Consider the following 18,918-nt stretch of genomic DNA (forward strand, 5'->3'; position numbering starts at 1 on the left):
CACTACAGTTTTAGCTTTTATTACATATTCAACAAGTATATTTTTTATTTACGTGATATACGATTATTTTCAAAGTTATGTAAGTCAAACTGTATATAATATTATCGTTATGTTATTAGGGGTAGTATGGTCTGGAATTTTAGCATATGGAGCAGCCGTATTTTTAATTAAACCACTTCGCAAGTTAGAGGAAGCGGCAAGAAAAGCAGCTGAGGGTGATATTCGTGAAGATGTTCCATTACCGAAGACAGATGATGAAATTAAATCTTTAAGTGTTGCATTTAATATGATGTTAGGAAACTTAAGGGGCATGGTAAAAAATATTGATACAACATTTTCGTATACAAATAATCAAGTACAGCAGATTAGAAAACAAACAGGCGAAGCAACGAGACAAGCGCAAGGTGTATCTGAGACACTTGCAGAGATTTCTTCAGGCGCTGAGCAATCAGCGGCATCAATTCAAGCAATTGTTTCTGCTGTTGATACAACGACGTCTATTGCAAGTGAAGTAGAAGAAAAAGCGAAGCAGTCTGATACATTGTCTTCAGAAATGGTTGAAGCTTTAGGGCATAGTACTCGTGTTTTTACGTCTTTAATTCAAGGTATTCAAACATTGGCAAAAGAAAATGAAGATTCAATGCAAAATGTACAGAAGTTAGAAGAACGAATGAAACAAGTAGAACATATTGTGTCTGTTGTGAGTGCGATTGCTAGCCAAACGAATTTATTAGCACTAAATGCTTCTATTGAGGCAGCTCGCGCAGGAGAGCATGGAAGAGGTTTTGCGGTTGTTGCGGAAGAAGTACGTAAACTTGCTGATGAAAGTGATCATTCTGCAAGAAACATATCGCAGTTATTACGGAATATGCAAGATGAAGTACAACAAGTTGCAATGAAAATGACAGAACAAGTGAAAATAGCTAAAGAAGAGGCGAAACGTGGGGAAGCTACGGAATTAATTTTAAAAGAAATGTCATCAAGTGTTATGGAAGTAGCCGATGCAACTCAGCAAATTAGTAGTTATATGAATGAACAAGTGAGCCACATTCATCAAACAGGAGCACAAACAAAAGCTGTAGCAGCAATTGCTGAAGAAACGTCAGCTGGTTCGCAAGAAGTGGCGCGTGTGACGCTACAACAGTCTAAAAATATGATAGTAATCGATCAATTATTAAAGGATTTAGAGAAGCAAGCAACTGATTTGAAACAAACAATTGAACGATTTTCAATGTAAAAGGAAGAACAGAATGCTGTTCTTCTCTTTTTTATTTAGCTTGATTTAATATTTACAGTTAAACTATGAACGTTTCCGCAACATTCTTTTCTGTCCCTTTCGGATGAAAATTATAGCGAGCTATAATATTAAAAGGGGTGTCTTTTATGAAAAAAGAAAAAAGACAACGGTTAATTAAACAATTTGTAAAGGAGTATGAAATAGATAAGCAAGAAAGATTAGTAGAATTGTTAGCAAAAAAAGGTGTATTAGTAACACAAGCTACGGTTTCTCGCGATATTCGTGAGTTAAACTTAACGAAGGTACCTTCTCAAGAAGGATTAATGATATATAAAGTTTTCTCAGAAGAGCATTTACAAACTGATATAAAGTTAAAGAAAAAATTACGAGAAGTTGTTGTAAAAATTGATTGTGTAGATCAATTAATGGTTATTAAAACATTACCTGGTAATGCACATGTTATTGGTGTTTTATTTGATGAGTTAGATTGGAAAGAAAAAATAGGATGTATATGTGGAAATGATACATGCCTTATAATTTCACAGTCGAAATCAGATAGGGAGATTATAGAAGAAAGATTAAATTTAATTATTTAGATACAAAAATCCTGTTTTTAATAAAATTAAAACAGGATTTTTGTTTAAATAAGGAAGTTAAATATTCAACATATATGCGTAATATATGTATTTTTTATTGAGAAAGCGAGATAGTTTGTTATAAAAATACATATTCGTATGATTTTAAAAAAATAACTTGTTTAATATTTCACAATGATAATGTGGATGCTTTCACAAAGATGAAAGTGCAGAGCATTTATTATGTACTTGTAAGACATCAAACATATTTAAAAGGAGGTACAACAAATGAAACATCCGATACATGTTACTTCAGAAATTGGGGAATTACAAACGGTTTTATTAAAACGACCGGGTAAAGAAGTGGAAAACTTGACGCCAGATTATTTGCAGCAATTATTATTTGACGATATTCCATACTTACCAATTATTCAAAAAGAGCATGATTATTTTGCACAAACGTTACGCAATCGGGGTGTTGAAGTTCTTTATTTAGAAAAACTAGCCGCTGAGGCGTTAGTAGATAAAAAACTTCGAGAAGAATTTGTTGATCGTATTTTAAAAGAAGGACAGGCCGACGTAAATGTTGCACATCAAACTTTAAAAGAATATTTACTTTCCTTTTCAAATGAAGAATTAATTCAAAAAATTATGGGCGGTGTACGGAAAAACGAAATTGAAACAAGTAAGAAGACACATTTATATGAATTAATGGAAGATCACTATCCGTTTTACTTAGATCCAATGCCTAATTTATATTTTACTCGTGATCCAGCAGCTAGCGTGGGCGATGGCTTAACGATAAATAAGATGAGAGAACCAGCGCGTAGACGTGAATCATTGTTCATGGAGTACATCATTAAATATCATCCAAGATTCGCAAAACATAATGTACCAATCTGGTTAGATCGTGATTATAAATTTCCAATTGAAGGTGGCGACGAGCTAATTTTAAATGAAGAAACAATTGCGATTGGAGTATCTGCTCGTACTTCAGCTAAAGCAATTGAACGTTTAGCTAAAAATCTCTTTAGCCGACAAAATAAAATTAAGAAAGTGTTAGCAATAGAAATTCCAAAATGCCGAGCATTTATGCATCTAGATACAGTATTTACAATGGTTGATTATGACAAGTTTACAATTCACCCAGCCATTCAAGGGCCAAAAGGGAATATGAATATTTATATTTTAGAAAAAGGATCAGATGAGGAAACTCTTAAAATTACACATCGTACTTCTTTAATGGAAGCATTAAAAGAGGTATTAGGCTTAAGTGAATTAGTTCTTATTCCATGTGGAGGAGGGGATGTAATTGCTTCTGCTCGTGAACAATGGAATGATGGCTCGAACACATTAGCAATCGCGCCAGGTGTAGTTGTTACATATGATCGCAACTATGTATCCAATACGTTATTACGGGAACATGGTATAGAAGTGATTGAGGTGCTAAGTTCGGAATTATCTCGTGGTCGTGGGGGTCCACGTTGCATGAGTATGCCAATTGTTCGTAAAGATATTTAGTATAAATAACGGAGAAAGTAGGGATGAAGTATGTTAATGACTAGACCAAATTTAAAAGGAAGAAGCTTTCTAGCAGAAAAGGATTTTACACAAGAAGAATTGTTATATTTTCTAGATTTGGCAGCAGAATTAAAAGAGAAAAAGAAAAATGGTATCCCGCATCATTATTTAGAAGGTAAAAATGTAGCGCTCTTATTTGAAAAAACTTCTACTCGTACGCGTTGTGCATTTACAGTAGCATGTACAGATTTAGGGGCAAATCCTGAATATTTAGGGAAAGGTGATATTCAACTTGGGAAAAAAGAATCTGTAGAGGATACAGCAAAAGTGTTAGGGCGTATGTTTGACGGAATTGAGTTTCGTGGATTTAGTCATGAAACTGTAGAATCTTTAGCACAAAATTCTGGTGTGCCGGTTTGGAATGGATTAACAGACATGTGGCATCCAACACAAACACTAGCAGATTTATTAACAATTAGAGAACATATAGGAAAATTAAAAAATGTGAAGCTCGTTTATGTTGGAGATGGACGAAATAATGTTGCTAATAGTTTACTAGTTGGTGGAGCAATCATTGGAATGGATGTACGTATTTGTACACCGGAATCTTTATGGCCTGCACAAGAAGTAATTGATTTAGCAAAAAAATATAACGAACAGGTAATGATAACAAGTAATGTGGAAGAAGCTGTTGCGAATGCAGATGTAATTTATACAGATGTATGGGTGTCTATGGGGGAAGAAGAAAAATTTGCTGAACGTGTGGAGTTATTGAAACCTTATCAAGTAAATATGAAAATGATTAAAGAAACAGGGAATGAAAACGTGATTTTCTTACATTGTTTACCTGCATTTCATGATGTTGAAACGATGTATGGCGAAGAAGTTTATGAGAAATATGGGTTGAAAGAAATGGAGGTAACTGACGAAGTATTCCGCAGTAAACATTCAAAAGTATTTGATCAAGCTGAAAATAGAATGCATACAATTAAAGCGGTTATGGCAGCTACTTTAGGAGACATGGAGTAAAGAAGAAAGGGAGTTTTCCTTTCTTCTTTCTCCTCCTTTAGACACTATCATTCACTATTGCTTTTGTATTGTTATTGCAATTAAAGAGAGGTGAGTGGAATGGGTGAAGATAAGAAATTAGGGTTGTTTACACTAACGGCTCTTGTAGTTGGGTCTATGATTGGTGGTGGAGCATTTAATTTAGCAAGTGATATGGCAAAAGGTGCTGGTGCGGGACCCATTATTATTGGTTGGGTTATAACAGGAATTGGAATGATTGCACTCGGATTATCTTTTCAAAATCTCACTGTAAAACGACCAGATTTAGATGGTGGTATTTTTAGCTATGCAAAAGCAGGGTTTGGTAATTTTATGGGATTTAATAGTGCGTGGGGATACTGGCTATCTGCTTGGCTTGGGAATGTAGCTTACGGTACATTATTGTTCTCTTCATTAGGATATTTCTTCCCGATCTTTGAAGGCGGGCAAAATGTAGCGTCTATTATTGGTGCAAGCGTATTATTATGGTGTGTTCACATGTTAATTTTACGTGGAGTTCAATCAGCAGCCCTTGTGAATTTAGTAACTACAATCGCAAAATTAGTACCTGTATTTGTATTTATTGTCATAGGAATCTTCGCGTTTCATATTGATACGTTCTTAGATGGATTTTGGGGGCAAACTGGTTCTTTTTCATGGGGAGCAGTTGGCAGCCAAGTTAAAAGTACAATGCTTGTAACTTTATGGGTATTTATTGGGGTAGAAGGGGCTGTTGTTTTATCCAGTCGAGCAAAAAATAGAAGTGATGTAGGGAAAGCAACCGTTATTGGCTTAATTGGTACACTCATCATTTACATTTTAATCACATTATTGTCTCTTGGACTTATGCAGCAAGCAGATATTGCAGGTTTGAAAAATCCGGCTATGGCTTATTTATTTGAAAGTGTTGTTGGAAAATGGGGTGCTATCTTTATTAATTTAGGTTTGGTCATCTCTGTATTAGGTGCTTGGTTAGGTTGGACTTTGCTCGCTTCTGAAATTCCATATTTAGCGGCTAAAGATGGAGTATTTCCAAAATGGTTCGCAAAAGAAAATAAAAATAAGGCTCCAGTAAATTCATTATGGATAACAAATGGTTTAATACAAATATTCTTGTTAACATTCGTCGTTTCTGATCAGGCGTATAACTTTGCATTCTCTTTAGCATCTTCAGCTATTTTAATCCCATATGCTTTTTCAGCATTTTATCAACTGAAGCATAGCTTAAAGTCTGAAGAAGCAGATCGAAATAAAAATATAATAATTGGCTTGATAGCAAGTATTTATGGCGTGTGGTTAGTTTATGCAGCTGGTTTAGAGTATTTATTATTAACAATGACTTTATATGCGCCAGGTATTTTTATTTTTTACAATGTTCAAAAGCAAAAGAGTTCGAAGCAAATATTTACTCGAGTGGAATTAGCATCATCCGTAGCAATTGGTGCCTTAGCATTCTTTGCGATTTATGGATTAATTACAGGCAGTATTACTTTATAAAGCGCTGTGAAAGCGAAATCAACTGGAGGGCTGGAATATGGTACGAAGAAAAATTGTAGTTGCACTAGGGGGAAATGCGATACAGTCTGGAGAAGCTACTGCGGGAGCGCAGCAAGAAGCGTTGGAAAAAACGGCGGAACAACTTGTGAAAATAATGGAAAATGATGTGGATATAGTAATTGCGCATGGAAATGGCCCACAAGTGGGAAATATTTTATTACAGCAAAAAGCTGCAGAAACGGAAAAGACACCTGCAATGCCATTAGATACTTGTGGGGCAATGAGCCAAGGGATGATTGGATATTGGATGGAAAATGCGATTGAAAAGGCATTGAAAAAGCGGAATATAAATAAAGACGTAGCAACGGTTATAACACGCGTTGTTGTGGATAAAAAAGATGAGGCATTTAAAAATCCAACTAAACCAATTGGTCCTTTTTATACAGAAGAAGAGGCCAGAAGATTAATGGATGAAACAAAAGCAGTGTTTAAAGAAGATGCTGGTAGAGGATGGAGACGTGTTGTTCCATCACCGAAGCCTGTAAGTATTCATGAACATAAAGTTATTAATTCTTTGGTCGAAGATGGAAACATAGTGATAGCTGTTGGCGGAGGTGGAATTCCAGTAATTGATTCCGAAGAAGGGTTAGAAGGAACTGAAGCGGTTATCGATAAAGATTTCGCTGCGCAGAAATTAGCAGAATTAGTAGATGCTGATACGCTCGTTATTTTAACTGCAGTTGATCATGTATATGTAAATTATAATCAACCTAATCAAAAAAAATTAGAGCATGTCACAGTGAATCAATTAGAAGAATATATTGAAGAACAACAATTTGCTGCGGGAAGCATGCTTCCAAAAATTGAAGCTGCTATTAATTTTGTTAATACAAATCCAAAAAGAAAAACGATTATTACGTCTTTAGAAAAAGTATATGAAGCACTAGAAGAAAAAGCTGGTACTATTATTTCAAAACAGAATGTATGCATGTATGTTTAAATTATTATGTACGCTACTTAGTAGTAAAAAAGAATGGAGTTAGTAACTTCATTCTTTTTATTTATTAATATTTTTTGTGCTCATTGTTCATAAAGTTTTCATGATGAAATCTGAATATATAAGTTAATTATGATAAAATTCAAATTGAATACGCTTTCTTGATTTTTCGCTCCAACATACAGCAAGAGAGAGGGAATTTTATGAATAGACGGAACGTAGTGAAAGACTTAAAGCAGTTCGAATTATTTGCTCATTTAACAGAAAAAAAATTGAAAGGGTTAACAGAGTTTGTTTATTGGCGAACTTATAAAAAAGGTCAATTTTTATTTTTAGAAGGGGATTCAAGGGAAAGAATTTACTTCATGTTAGATGGTTTTGTAAAGTTAGAGCGGGTTAATCAAAATGGGAACTTATTATACGATGACTATGTAAAGCGGTATTCTATTTTTCCTTATGGTGGTATGTTTACAGACAGAGGATATAACTATACAGCAGAAGCAATGACGGATGTGGAGGTATATTATATTCCAACGGTAATCTTTGAAGATATGGTAAAATCCAGCAGAACGCAATTGATGTACGTTGTTCAGCAATTATCATCTATATTAAAATTGAACGAAAATCGAGTGCAAAATATTACAATTCCTAATGCACAAGATCGTGTTATCCAAACGTTAAATTATTTAATGCAGGATTTAGGAGAACAGAGTGGGGAAAAGATTGTAATTTCATGTCCACTTACAACAATTGAAATATCCAAAATATCTGGAACATCTCGAGAGACAGTTAGCGGTGTATTAAAACAATTAAAAAATGATAGCATTGTTACAATTTTAGATAAAAAAATTACAATACATGATCCAACATATTTTGAAGAAATCTCTATGTGAAAATTGTATATTGATTTTTAATTCATACGGTATATTAATAAGGTTCTTTATATATTTATAAGGGACTTTTTTACGTTATCCGCTATAAAAAGATTGTATAGTATGGTAATAATAGCTAAAATCGATAATAAAAAACAAAGTAAAGGGGAGAAGGAATGATTCGCATTGAGTATGATCGATTAGTAGCTATTTGTTACAGTATAGGGGTTTTATTATTATTAAAAATTCCAAATGATAATGAATTAATTGGGGAAAAACTATTCAACGTCTATAGGGTTCCGATACATACGTATGTTTATATGGATTATAAAGTCTCAAATATATTGATTGTTTCTTTCATACTACATGTAATTGCATTTATATTATTTTTAAAATGGCTAGGAAAAAAGGAGTCTAGTACATTTAGAAAAATGAATAAGATAAAAGTAGTAGGTACTAGTATTTTGATTTTAATGATGCCGTTTATTTTAAATAACATCCTCCAGACATTGAATAAAACATGGTACTACGCAGGAAAAACAGGTGTAGAAGCCATAGAATATAAAAAAGATGATAGCCAGTGTAGAGTGGAGAAAAATGGAGAGGATATCGAACGAAAGTGCATCGTTACTTTAAAAAATTATCGTAGTCATTCACAAGCATTAAAAGTTGTTTTATATGATAATGCAAACGAAAATTCAAAAAGTTATCCGGTACCGAAACCAGTCTATTTGCAAAAACACGAGACAAAGCAATTCGAATTTCAAGTTCCTGTTTCTTATAATAGCGGTATTGAAAAAGATAAATTTCCAAATATTAAATTACATTCATTGCATGAAAATGATACGAAATACAATTAATCTATAAGTAAAAGTTTATGAGTAGGAGCAAGAATTTGAAACGATATAGAAAATCAATTTGAATCATCCAACATGCTGCGAGGTAACGGCATATTGGATGATTTTTTATTGTATACCTTTTTACATATGAAAAGGAGGGATACAAAAGAGAAAAATTATCGTAACTATGATGTCCGCTTCTTAATCGAAATGGTATACGACGTTCGCGTGCGTGGACAAGAGCTGATGAGGAATGAGATTTGCTCTTGTGAGAAATAAATAAAGCATAAGAATAAAGAATCTACATAGAGTTCAATGAAAACAGTTGCAAACTGTTCATATTTTGTTATGATAGTGTTACGAAAACGTTTGCATAAAATTCCGATGGGATGCAAAAGGAGAGAAGGACTATGAATAAGACATGGTGGAAAGAAGCAGTTGCTTATCAAATTTATCCACGTAGCTTTATGGATTCAAATGGAGATGGTATTGGAGATTTACAAGGTATTATTGCGAAACTGGATTATTTAAAAGATTTAGGTATAGATGTAATTTGGATTTGCCCAATGTATAAGTCACCTAATGATGATAATGGTTATGACATTAGTGATTATCAAGATATCATGGATGAGTTTGGTACGATGGAAGACTTTGATGCTTTACTAGATGAAGTTCATAAGCGTGATATGAAGCTTATTATTGATTTAGTTATTAATCATACAAGTGATGAACATCCATGGTTTATTGAGTCTCGTTCATCTAAAGACAATCCGAAGCGTGATTGGTATATTTGGCATGATGGTAAAGATGGTGCGGAACCAAACAACTGGGAAAGTATTTTTAATGGTTCGGCATGGGAATATGATGAAGTAACAGGACAATATTATTTACACTTATTCTCGCGTAAACAACCAGATTTAAACTGGGAGAATAAAGAAGTTCGCGAAGTATTATACGATACAGTTAATTGGTGGCTTGATAAAGGTATTGATGGTTTCCGCGTTGATGCGATTAGTCATATTAAAAAAGAAGAAGGTCTCAAGGATATGCCAAATCCAAAAGAGTTAAAATATGTGCCATCTTTTGATAAACATATGAATGTAAAAGGTATTCAACCTTTATTAGAAGAGCTAAAAGAAAATACATTCTCTAAGTACGATATTATGACTGTTGGTGAAGCAAATGGCGTTAAGATTGAAGATGCTGAGCTTTGGGTTGGAGAAGAGCAAGGTAAGTTCAATATGGTATTCCAGTTTGAACATTTAAGTTTATGGGATGCAGAGAAGAAGAAAGACCTTGATGTTGTAGGATTGAAAAAAGTATTAACGAAATGGCAAAAAGGATTAGAAAATAAAGGATGGAACGCTTTATATATTGAGAATCACGATAAACCACGTATCGTTTCAACATGGGGAGATGATAAACAATATTGGCGTGAAAGTGCAACAGCTCTAGGAGCGATGTATTTCTTTATGCACGGTACACCGTTTATTTATCAAGGACAAGAAATTGGTATGACAAATGTTCAGTTACCAAATATTGAAGATTACGATGATGTAGCAATTAAAAATTTATATCGCGAGAAAATTGCAGAGGGCGTACCACATCAAGATATGATGGAGATTATATGGGCTTCTTGCCGCGATAATTCACGTACACCTATGCAGTGGAATGATGAGATGAATGCTGGTTTCACAACAAGTACACCTTGGTTTAGCATGAATCCAAATTACAAAGAAATTAATGTTGAGAAGCAAAAAAATGAAGAAAAGTCTATTTTCAATTTCTATAAGAAAATGATTGCCCTGAAAAAAGAGCACGATGTACTGAACTATGGTACGTACGATTTACTTTTAGAAGACGATCCACAAATTTATGCATATACACGTACGTTACAGGATGAAAAAGTCATTGTAATTAGTAATATCTCAAAAGAGGAAGCTGTGTATAATGAGGGTTCATTTGCACTAGAACGCAAACGTTTGCTTTTAAATAACTATGAAGTTGCGGAACATGAAGAAGTAACAACAATTGCTTTAAAACCTTATGAAACAAGGGTTTATCGCATTTCATAATAAAAAAGGATGCTCAAAGAGCATCTTTTTTTATGAAAAAAAATAAATTTCTATTGCAAAGTGAAAACGCTTTTATTAAAATAGATTTATGAAAACGGTTGCGTAAAAAGAAAAATGATATGAGGAATCGTTTTCATAAAAGGGACAGAAATTATAATTTAAATCATTATGTTGTTATAAATAAAGGGGAGGAAGAACAGATGAAAATTACGTCTTTTGATTTTTGGCAAAAGTTCGGGAAAGCTTTATTAGTTGTTGTAGCCGTAATGCCAGCAGCTGGTTTAATGATTTCCATCGGTAAGTTAATTGGTATGTCTGCTGGGGATGTTAACGCAGTTCATACAATCGCTCGCGTAATGGAAGACATCGGTTGGGCAATCATTACAAATCTACACATCTTATTCGCAGTAGCAATTGGGGGATCTTGGGCGAAAGATCGCGCGGGTGGTGCATTTGCAGCGCTATTAGCATTCGTCTTAACAAACCGAATTACAGGAGCTATATTTGGCGTAAACGCTGAAATGTTAGCGGATTCAAAAGCGAAAGTTTCTTCAGTAATAGCGGGAGATTTAATTGTAAAAGATTACTTTACTTCTGTACTTGGTGCACCTGCATTAAACATGGGAGTGTTCGTAGGGATCATCACAGGTTTCTTAGGAGCTACTTTATATAACAAATATTATAACTATAATAAACTGCCACAGGCATTAGCATTCTTTAATGGAAAACGATTTGTACCATTCGTTGTAATTCTTTGGTCTACAGTTACTGCGATTGTATTATCACTTCTATGGCCATTCATCCAAAGTGGGTTAAATGAATTTGGTCGCTGGATTGCAGCTTCAAAAGATAGCGCACCAGTTGTTGCACCGTTTGTATATGGAACGTTAGAGCGTTTATTATTACCATTTGGTTTACACCATATGTTAACGATTCCGATGAACTATACAGAGCTAGGCGGAACATATACGATGTTAACTGGTTCAAAAGTTGGACAAGTTGTAGCAGGACAAGATCCATTATGGCTTGCATGGATTACAGATTTAAATAATTTACTAGCAAATGGAGATACGAAGGCATATAACGATTTATTAAATAACGTTGTACCAGCTCGTTTCAAAGCTGGACAAGTTATCGGCTCAACAGCAGCGTTAATGGGGATTGCATTTGCGATGTTCCGTAACGTGGATAAAGAAAAGCGTGCAAAATATAAACCAATGTTTTTATCAGCAGCATTAGCAGTATTCTTAACAGGTGTAACAGAACCAATTGAATTCATGTTCATGTTTATTGCTCCAGTATTATATGTTGTATATGCTATTACAACAGGACTTGCATTCGCGCTAGCTGATTTAATTAACTTACGTGTTCATGCATTTGGATTTATTGAGTTAATTACTCGTACACCAATGATGGTTAACGCAGGTTTAACAAGAGACTTAATCAACTTTGTTATTGTTTCATTAGTGTTCTTCGGTCTTAACTTTACACTATTTAATTTCTTAATTAAAAAATTCAATTTACCAACACCAGGGCGTGCAGGTAACTATATTGATAATGAAGATGAGGCATCAGAAGGAACAGGAAATGTACAAGACGGTTCATTAGCAACAAAAGTTATCGATTTATTAGGTGGAAAAGAAAATATTGCTGACGTAGATGCTTGTATGACACGCTTACGTGTAACAGTAAAAGATTTAGATGTTGTTGCACCAGAAGCACAGTGGAAACAAAATGGTGCTTTAGGGCTTATTGTAAAAGATAAAGGTGTACAAGCGGTATATGGTCCGAAAGCTGACGTATTAAAGTCAGACATTCAAGATATGTTAGGTGCGTAATAATATGAAATTGCTAACTTTAAACTGTCATTCTTGGCAAGAAGAGAATCAAATAGAAAAGATACAATACCTTGCTAAAGTAATTCAAGAAGAAGAGTACGATGTCATCGCATTGCAAGAAGTAAGTCAGTCCATACAAGCTGAAAATGTATGCGGTAACAAGAAAAAAGATAATTTTGGACTTTTACTATTAGAAGAGTTAAAAGCGCTACATGTAAAAGATTACAATATTACTTGGGATTTCTCTCATATTGGTTATGACTTGTACGAAGAAGGATTAGCGATTATAACGAAGCATAATATTATAAAAGAAGATACGTTCTTTATTTCAGAAAACGAGGATACAACGTATTGGAAAACGCGTAAAATTGTAAGTACAACAATTGCTTATAATGGTAAGAATATAACGTTTTACTCTTGCCATCTCGGTTGGTGGAATGATGAAGAAGAGTCATTCAAAGGTCAAGTCGATCGTTTGATGGAGCGTGTAGATAGCAATAAGCTCACCTTCTTAATGGGGGACTTTAATAACAATGCTCGGTTGGAAGGCGAAGGTTATGAGTATATGATGCAAAAAGGTTTGTATGACACATATGAATTAGCAGTAGAGAAGGATGAAGGAACGACTGTCCAAGGTGAGATTGCTGGTTGGGATGAAAATAAACATAATTTGCGAATCGATCTAATATTGTGTAACCAAAGTAAAAAGGTTCATTCTTCAAAAGTTATTTTTAATGGTACAAACAGAAATGTAATTTCAGATCATTTCGGTGTAGAGGTTCAATTGGATATATAATAGAAGAAATCCTCACAGAGAATAAAAGCTGTGAGGATTTTTTTTTGGAATACAAGTATTTCCAAGAGAAAATACTTGTATTTTTTATGACATTTCATATATATTTGTTATTATTGAATGTAAAACCGATTTGGTCATTTTGTATTCATACTTTCACTCACTTCGTTATATAATGAAGTAAGTGAAAGTTAATGGGAAAAAATAGTACGTTTTTGGTTAATACACGATGTAGAAAGTGATATAATTGCAAAATGTATGTATCATTTTCTAAAGAAGGAAAAATATATAATTAGGTGATAACTTCTATGAAACAGATTTGGCGTATTTATAAGACAGATTTACGGAATGTAGCCAAACATTGGGCTGCAATTGTTATTGTTTTAGGATTAATGATTTTACCATCGTTATATGCATGGTTTAACATTAAAGCTTCTTGGGATCCGTATGGAAATACAAAAGAGGTTCCCATTGCAGTTTCTAACCAAGATGCAGGTTCTAATTTAAGAGGGAAAGACATTAATATCGGGAAAGAGATTGTAGACTCCCTTAAGAAAAACAAAAATCTTGGCTGGAAATTTGTGGATGAAAAACAAGCAATTTACGGAGTTGAGCGTGGGGATTATTATGCAAGTATTACGATTCCAAAAGACTTCTCTGAAAAAATTGCAACTGTTCTGGATGAAAATCCTAAAAAACCAGAACTGGATTACTATGTGAATGAAAAAGTAAACGCGATTGCACCGAAGATTACAGCAAAAGGTGCATCAGGTATTACAGAAGAAATTAGTAAAAACTTTGTAAAAACAGCAAACGGTGAGATTTTTAAAGTTTTCAATGATCTTGGAATCGATTTAGAAACAAATTTACCAAGTATCGAAAAAGTAAAAGATCTTGTATTTAAGTTAGAAGCGCAGTTCCCAGAAATGAATACACTCATGGATAAGGCGTTAGATGATGCAACTCGAGCAGAAGATGTTGTGAAAGTAGCGCAGAAAGAGTTGCCGATTGTAGAGAGTGTTATAAATGATGGGCAAGAAGCGTTAGGGAATTTAGATAAATTCTTTGCTAGAAATGATGAAACATTGCAACGTGCTCCGGGAACTATTAAAAATAATTTAACCGTAATGCAGCAGGGATTGGATGCTGCAGCGAAAATTACGGATTACTTAAAAAATCCGGCATTTGACTTTAGTCTGACATTGCCAGATCCAGCTAAATTACCGGTCTTACCTAATATAACTATTCCACAAATACCAGAGATTCCAGCATTACCACAAGTGAATGGTGAAGGGTATAAAAATATTGCTAAAAATATTGATCAAACTGTAAACACTGTTTTCAATTCTACTCGTGTTGGAACGGCATATGTAAAGAGTGTTATGGATGGCCTTCAAAATAAAGGTGTGGATCCAGCTGTAGCACAGAAAAATGTGCAGGATGCTTCAAAGCTCCTCCAAGAGCGTATCGATAGTGTTTCATATTTGATTGATTTCTTTACAGCTTTTAAGGAATCAGCTTCCACGGAATTCGGTAAACAGTTCTTTGGAAACAGAGTGGAAAGTTTAACAGTGCTTAAAAATTCTATGGTGGATGCTAACAATAGAGTTAAGCATGTAGGAGATTTAATTAGTTCCGGACAAGAAGTTAAACAAGATGTACGAGATGCTGTAAATCAAAAATTAGATGCAGTAAATAATTTAGTAAATCAAGCTGAAAAGGATTATAATGCAACGTTTGTAGCTGATTTTGAAAAAGCAGTAAGTACAGCTGAGCAACTGAAAAGTAAGGCTGAAAATGCGCAAGAAAATGCACAGCAGCTTAGAGGCAATTTAAATCAAGATATAAATAAAGCTAATGAGATATTAAACAACGGTAGAGAAAAATATGATAAAGCTGTAAATGATTACAGCAGATTAAAAATAGAGCTTGAAAAAGCAAGAGAAGACTTAAGTAACAAAGGTGTTAATGGATTAGATTCTACAAAAGTAGCCTTAAATGATTTGAATGGGCAGTTCAAAGCAAGTTGGAATTTAGTTAATGACATGATTCCAGTTCTGGAAAGTACAAATAAAGTGTTAGCTGATGTGAATAGTGATAAAAACCTTAATGGTACAATTTCTAAGTTAAATAAAGCAAAAGATGGTTTGCAAAAAGGAATGGAGTTAACTGATAAAGGAATTGACGCTATTAATAAAGGTCAAAAACCAGCAGCTGATGTTATTGAAAGTATTAATCAAGTGTCTAAAAGTGTTTCGGGCCAAATTGGTGACATTTTAGCTAAATATGACTCAGAAATCACTCCAAATTTCAATGCAGCAATTGCTCGCACAAAAGAGATGTCTAAAAACACATCTCAAATTTTAAAAGAGGCAGACAAAAAGCTTCCAGATGTTAAAAAATTACTAGAAGATTCATCAAAAGGCTTAGTAGACGGGAAAAAGAAATTAGCAGATATTAAAGCTGAAATGCCAGCTACTGAGAAAAAGATTAAAGAATTAGCAGATAAAATTCGTGATTTTGAATCTGAAGAGGATTTAAAAGACATCATACGCTTATTGAAAAACGATGTTGAAAAGCAAAGTGATTACTTTGCGAATCCAGTAAATTTAAAAGAGAATAAATTATTTGCGATGCCGAACTACGGTTCAGCGATGTCACCATTCTATACAGTGCTTGCATTATGGGTAGGCGCATTATTAATGGTTTCATTATTAACGGTAGAAGTACACGAAGAGGGCGCGAATTATAAGAGCCATGAAATTTACTTCGGACGTTTATTAACATTCTTAACGATAGGTCTTTCACAAGCGTTTATCGTATCGATGGGAGATATATTCTTACTCGGTACGTACGTAGTCGATAAGTTCTGGTTTGTGTTATTTAGTTTATTTATTGGTGGAGTCTTCGTTTGTATCGTATACTCACTCGTTTCTATTTTCGGAAACGTTGGGAAATCGATGGCAATCATTTTACTTGTACTGCAAGTAGCAGGATCGGGCGGAACATTCCCAATCCAAATGACACCAGCGTTCTTCCAAGCGATTTATCCGTTCTTACCATTCACATACGCAATTAGCGCAATTCGTGAAACAGTTGGCGGAATGCTTTGGGATATCGTAACGCGAGATTTACTTGTGTTAAGTGCTTTCGTAGTAGTTATGATCGTTGCTGCGTTATTACTGAAAACACCAATTAACAAATCAAGTGAAAAATTTGTTGAGAATGCAAAAGGAAGTAAAATCATTCACTAAAATAAAAGGTTCCTACCGATAGAGGTAGGAACCTTTTTGTTTAATCAAATTTTAATTTTTTTAATGCTTCTGCGAATGGGTTATTTAATGGTTCTTCTTCTTTTTTCTGTTGTTTCATATATTTTTGAACGTCGCGTTTATCGGCTTTGTTTCCAGATTCTTTTTTACGTCGCTCTTGGAATGTTGATAATTTCTCGCGATAGCCACATTTACATGCGAAAATTTGGCCTGCACCCTCACCACGTAATTCTAGTTTCTTTTTACATTGCGGACAGCGAGCGTTTGTTGTACGAGATACATTTTTACGATGACCACATTCACGATCTTGGCATACGAGCATTTTTCCCTTTTTGCCGTTTACTTCTAGCATTGGTTTACCGCAATCTGGACAAGACTTCGTTGAAATATTGTCATGTTTATATTTTTTATCACTCGATTTAATTTCAGAAACAATTTCTTTCGTATAGTTCTTCATTTCCGAAATGAATACTTCTTTCTTTAATTTTCCTTTTGCAATTGCCTCAAGTTTTTGTTCCCATTCACCAGTTAGTGTAGGTGATTTTAATTCTTCTGGTACTAAATCAAGTAATTGACGACCTTTTGATGTAATGTGAATATCTTTACCACGTTTTTCAATTAAGAAAGAATTGAAAAGTTTGTCGATAATATCTGCACGTGTCGCTACAGTACCTAATCCACCAGTTGATTTTAACGTATCAGCAAGTTGTTTATTTTGCGTATCCATATATTTTGTAGGATTCTCCATTGCTGAAAGTAAAGTTGCTTCATTAAAGCGTGCAGGTGCTTTCGTTTGGCCTGATGTTTGCATAAGTAACTTTACAGTTAATGTATCGCCCTTTTCAATGTGAGGTAGAATCTGCTCTTTTACGTCATCAGTTACATCATCGTCTTCAAATCGATTTTCGTATACTTCCTTCCAACCAGCATGTAAAATCGTTTTTCCGCGTGCAATGAACGTTTCACTACCAACTTTGGTACGTAATGTTAGTTGCTCATATTCGAATGCTGGGAATAAAACAGCTAAGAAACGTTTTACAACTAAATCATAAATTTTGCGTTCTTTATCTGTGAATGCTGAGAAGTTAACGTATCCTTCTGTTGGAATAATCGCATGATGATCGCTTACTTTACTATCATCAACAAATGATTTGTTAGGTTTGATAGGCTTTTGTAATACTTTATGTGCGAAGGGACGGTATTCTCCAACACCACATGCTTTTAGACGTTCTGGAAGTGTTCCAACGATATCAGATGAAATGTAGCGTGAATCTGTACGAGGGTACGTTAGCACTTTATGCTGTTCATACAATTTTTGCATAATATTTAATGTTTCTTTAGCAGAGTAACCGAACTTTTTATTTGCATCACGTTGCAATTCAGTTAAATCGTAAAGACCAGGAGAGAATGACTTCTTCTGTTTCTTATCAATTTCCACAACAGTAGCATTTTGTTTATCTAAACTTTTTACAATACCATCGATTTTTTCTTTATTAAAACTACGGCTATTGCCATTTGCATCTTGCCAAGTAAGTTTGAGCTTCTCCATTGTTTGAGCTTCGATGCCGTAGTAAGTTTGTGCTTTGAAGTTCTTTATTTCATCCTCGCGACTAGCAATCATAGCAACAGTAGGGGTTTGCACACGGCCACAATTTAACTGGGCATTAAAGCGAGTCGTTAAAGCACGAGTTGCATTAAGACCGATATACCAGTCAGCTTCAGAACGCGCAACTGCTGAAGCGTATAAATTGTCATAGGCTTTACCTGGTTTTAAATTTGCAAAACCATCTTTAATTGCTTTATCGGTTACAGAAGAAATCCATAAACGTTTGATTGGTTTATTTATCTTAACTTTATCGATAATCCAGCGTGCGACTAATTCCCCTTCACGTCCAGCGTCTGTTGCTACAATAATTTCATTTACATCTTTTCTAAGTAGCTGACTTTTTACAGCATTAAATTGTTTACCAGTTTGTTTAATAACCGTTAATTTCAAACGCTCAGGTAGCATCGGTAAATCTTCTAAATTCCACTTTTTATATTTCACATCATAGCTTTCTGGATCAGCTAATGTAACAAGATGGCCTAAAGCCCAAGTTACAATATATTTACTACCCTCAAGATAGCCGTTTCCTTTTTTATCACACTTCAGTACACGAGCAATATCTCGTGCAACGGAAGGTTTTTCAGCGATTACAACGCTTTTTGACATATTAAAAACATCCTTTCAAATTTCCATAAGTTAAATATAGCATACATCTTCTTGAGATTCAGTTTCGCTCCATATTTGAGCTGTTTTTAATGGAGTGAACAAAATCCCAACTGATTAAAGTTTCACTTTATCAGTTGCTTCTA

General features: G+C 34.3%; 12 protein-coding genes and 2 pseudogenes. 13 read left to right on the plus strand and 1 reads right to left on the minus strand.

Going from position 1 to position 18,918, the window contains the following annotated elements:
* Positions 1-109 precede the first annotated feature (109 nt).
* The 13 genes and pseudogenes from F3I02_RS35140 to F3I02_RS18705 form a co-directional block, all read left to right on the plus strand.
* Positions 110-295, plus strand: a pseudogene (locus F3I02_RS35140) (HAMP domain-containing protein); the annotation flags it as partial.
* Between the two features lie 369 nt (positions 296-664).
* A pseudogene (locus tag F3I02_RS35145) lies at positions 665-1,237 on the plus strand (methyl-accepting chemotaxis protein); the annotation flags it as partial.
* A 146-nt stretch (positions 1,238-1,383) separates the two neighbouring features.
* The gene (gene argR, locus F3I02_RS18655; protein WP_000711829.1) at positions 1,384-1,833 is read left to right on the plus strand and encodes an arginine repressor; all 450 of its coding nucleotides are present in this window, start codon (positions 1,384-1,386) and stop codon (positions 1,831-1,833) included.
* Positions 1,834-2,100: 267 nt separating this feature from the next.
* Complete coding sequence (arcA, locus tag F3I02_RS18660) at positions 2,101-3,333, plus strand: arginine deiminase (RefSeq protein WP_000682331.1); 1,233 nt, start codon at positions 2,101-2,103, stop codon at positions 3,331-3,333.
* A 30-nt stretch (positions 3,334-3,363) separates the two neighbouring features.
* The gene (argF, locus tag F3I02_RS18665) at positions 3,364-4,362 is read left to right on the plus strand and encodes an ornithine carbamoyltransferase (protein WP_000930300.1); all 999 of its coding nucleotides are present in this window, start codon (positions 3,364-3,366) and stop codon (positions 4,360-4,362) included.
* Positions 4,363-4,461: 99 nt separating this feature from the next.
* The gene (gene arcD / locus F3I02_RS18670; RefSeq protein WP_000503419.1) at positions 4,462-5,877 is read left to right on the plus strand and encodes an arginine-ornithine antiporter; all 1,416 of its coding nucleotides are present in this window, start codon (positions 4,462-4,464) and stop codon (positions 5,875-5,877) included.
* Positions 5,878-5,914: 37 nt separating this feature from the next.
* Positions 5,915-6,877, plus strand: a complete 963-nt coding sequence (arcC, locus tag F3I02_RS18675; RefSeq protein ID WP_000252337.1) for a carbamate kinase — start codon at positions 5,915-5,917, stop codon at positions 6,875-6,877.
* A 200-nt stretch (positions 6,878-7,077) separates the two neighbouring features.
* On the plus strand, positions 7,078-7,767 hold the full coding sequence (locus F3I02_RS18680; protein ID WP_001081904.1) for a Crp/Fnr family transcriptional regulator: 690 nt from the start codon (positions 7,078-7,080) through the stop codon (positions 7,765-7,767).
* A gap of 155 nt (positions 7,768-7,922) precedes the next feature.
* Entirely contained in the window at positions 7,923-8,606 is a 684-nt protein-coding gene (locus tag F3I02_RS18685; protein WP_000619197.1) for a hypothetical protein, read from the plus strand.
* Positions 8,607-8,995: 389 nt separating this feature from the next.
* Complete coding sequence (locus F3I02_RS18690; protein ID WP_001044745.1) at positions 8,996-10,660, plus strand: glycoside hydrolase family 13 protein; 1,665 nt, start codon at positions 8,996-8,998, stop codon at positions 10,658-10,660.
* A gap of 200 nt (positions 10,661-10,860) precedes the next feature.
* Positions 10,861-12,498, plus strand: coding sequence for a PTS transporter subunit IIBC (locus F3I02_RS18695; RefSeq protein WP_000705560.1), 1,638 nt, complete (start codon positions 10,861-10,863; stop codon positions 12,496-12,498).
* A gap of 4 nt (positions 12,499-12,502) precedes the next feature.
* A complete protein-coding gene (locus F3I02_RS18700) occupies positions 12,503-13,294 on the plus strand; it encodes an endonuclease/exonuclease/phosphatase family protein (protein ID WP_196478292.1) in 792 nt (263 codons plus the stop codon).
* Positions 13,295-13,599: 305 nt separating this feature from the next.
* On the plus strand, positions 13,600-16,545 hold the full coding sequence (locus F3I02_RS18705) for a YhgE/Pip family protein (RefSeq protein WP_196478293.1): 2,946 nt from the start codon (positions 13,600-13,602) through the stop codon (positions 16,543-16,545).
* Between the two features lie 40 nt (positions 16,546-16,585).
* Here the strand turns inward: F3I02_RS18705 and topB are convergent, their stop codons facing one another.
* On the minus strand, positions 16,586-18,775 hold the full coding sequence (gene topB, locus F3I02_RS18710; protein ID WP_000047287.1) for a DNA topoisomerase III: 2,190 nt from the start codon (positions 18,773-18,775) through the stop codon (positions 16,586-16,588).
* Positions 18,776-18,918: the final 143 nt, after the last annotated feature.

Origin of the sequence: Bacillus sp. SRB3LM (assembly GCF_015712745.1) — a bacterium.
Lineage (GTDB): Bacteria > Bacillota > Bacilli > Bacillales > Bacillaceae_G > Bacillus_A > Bacillus_A thuringiensis_K.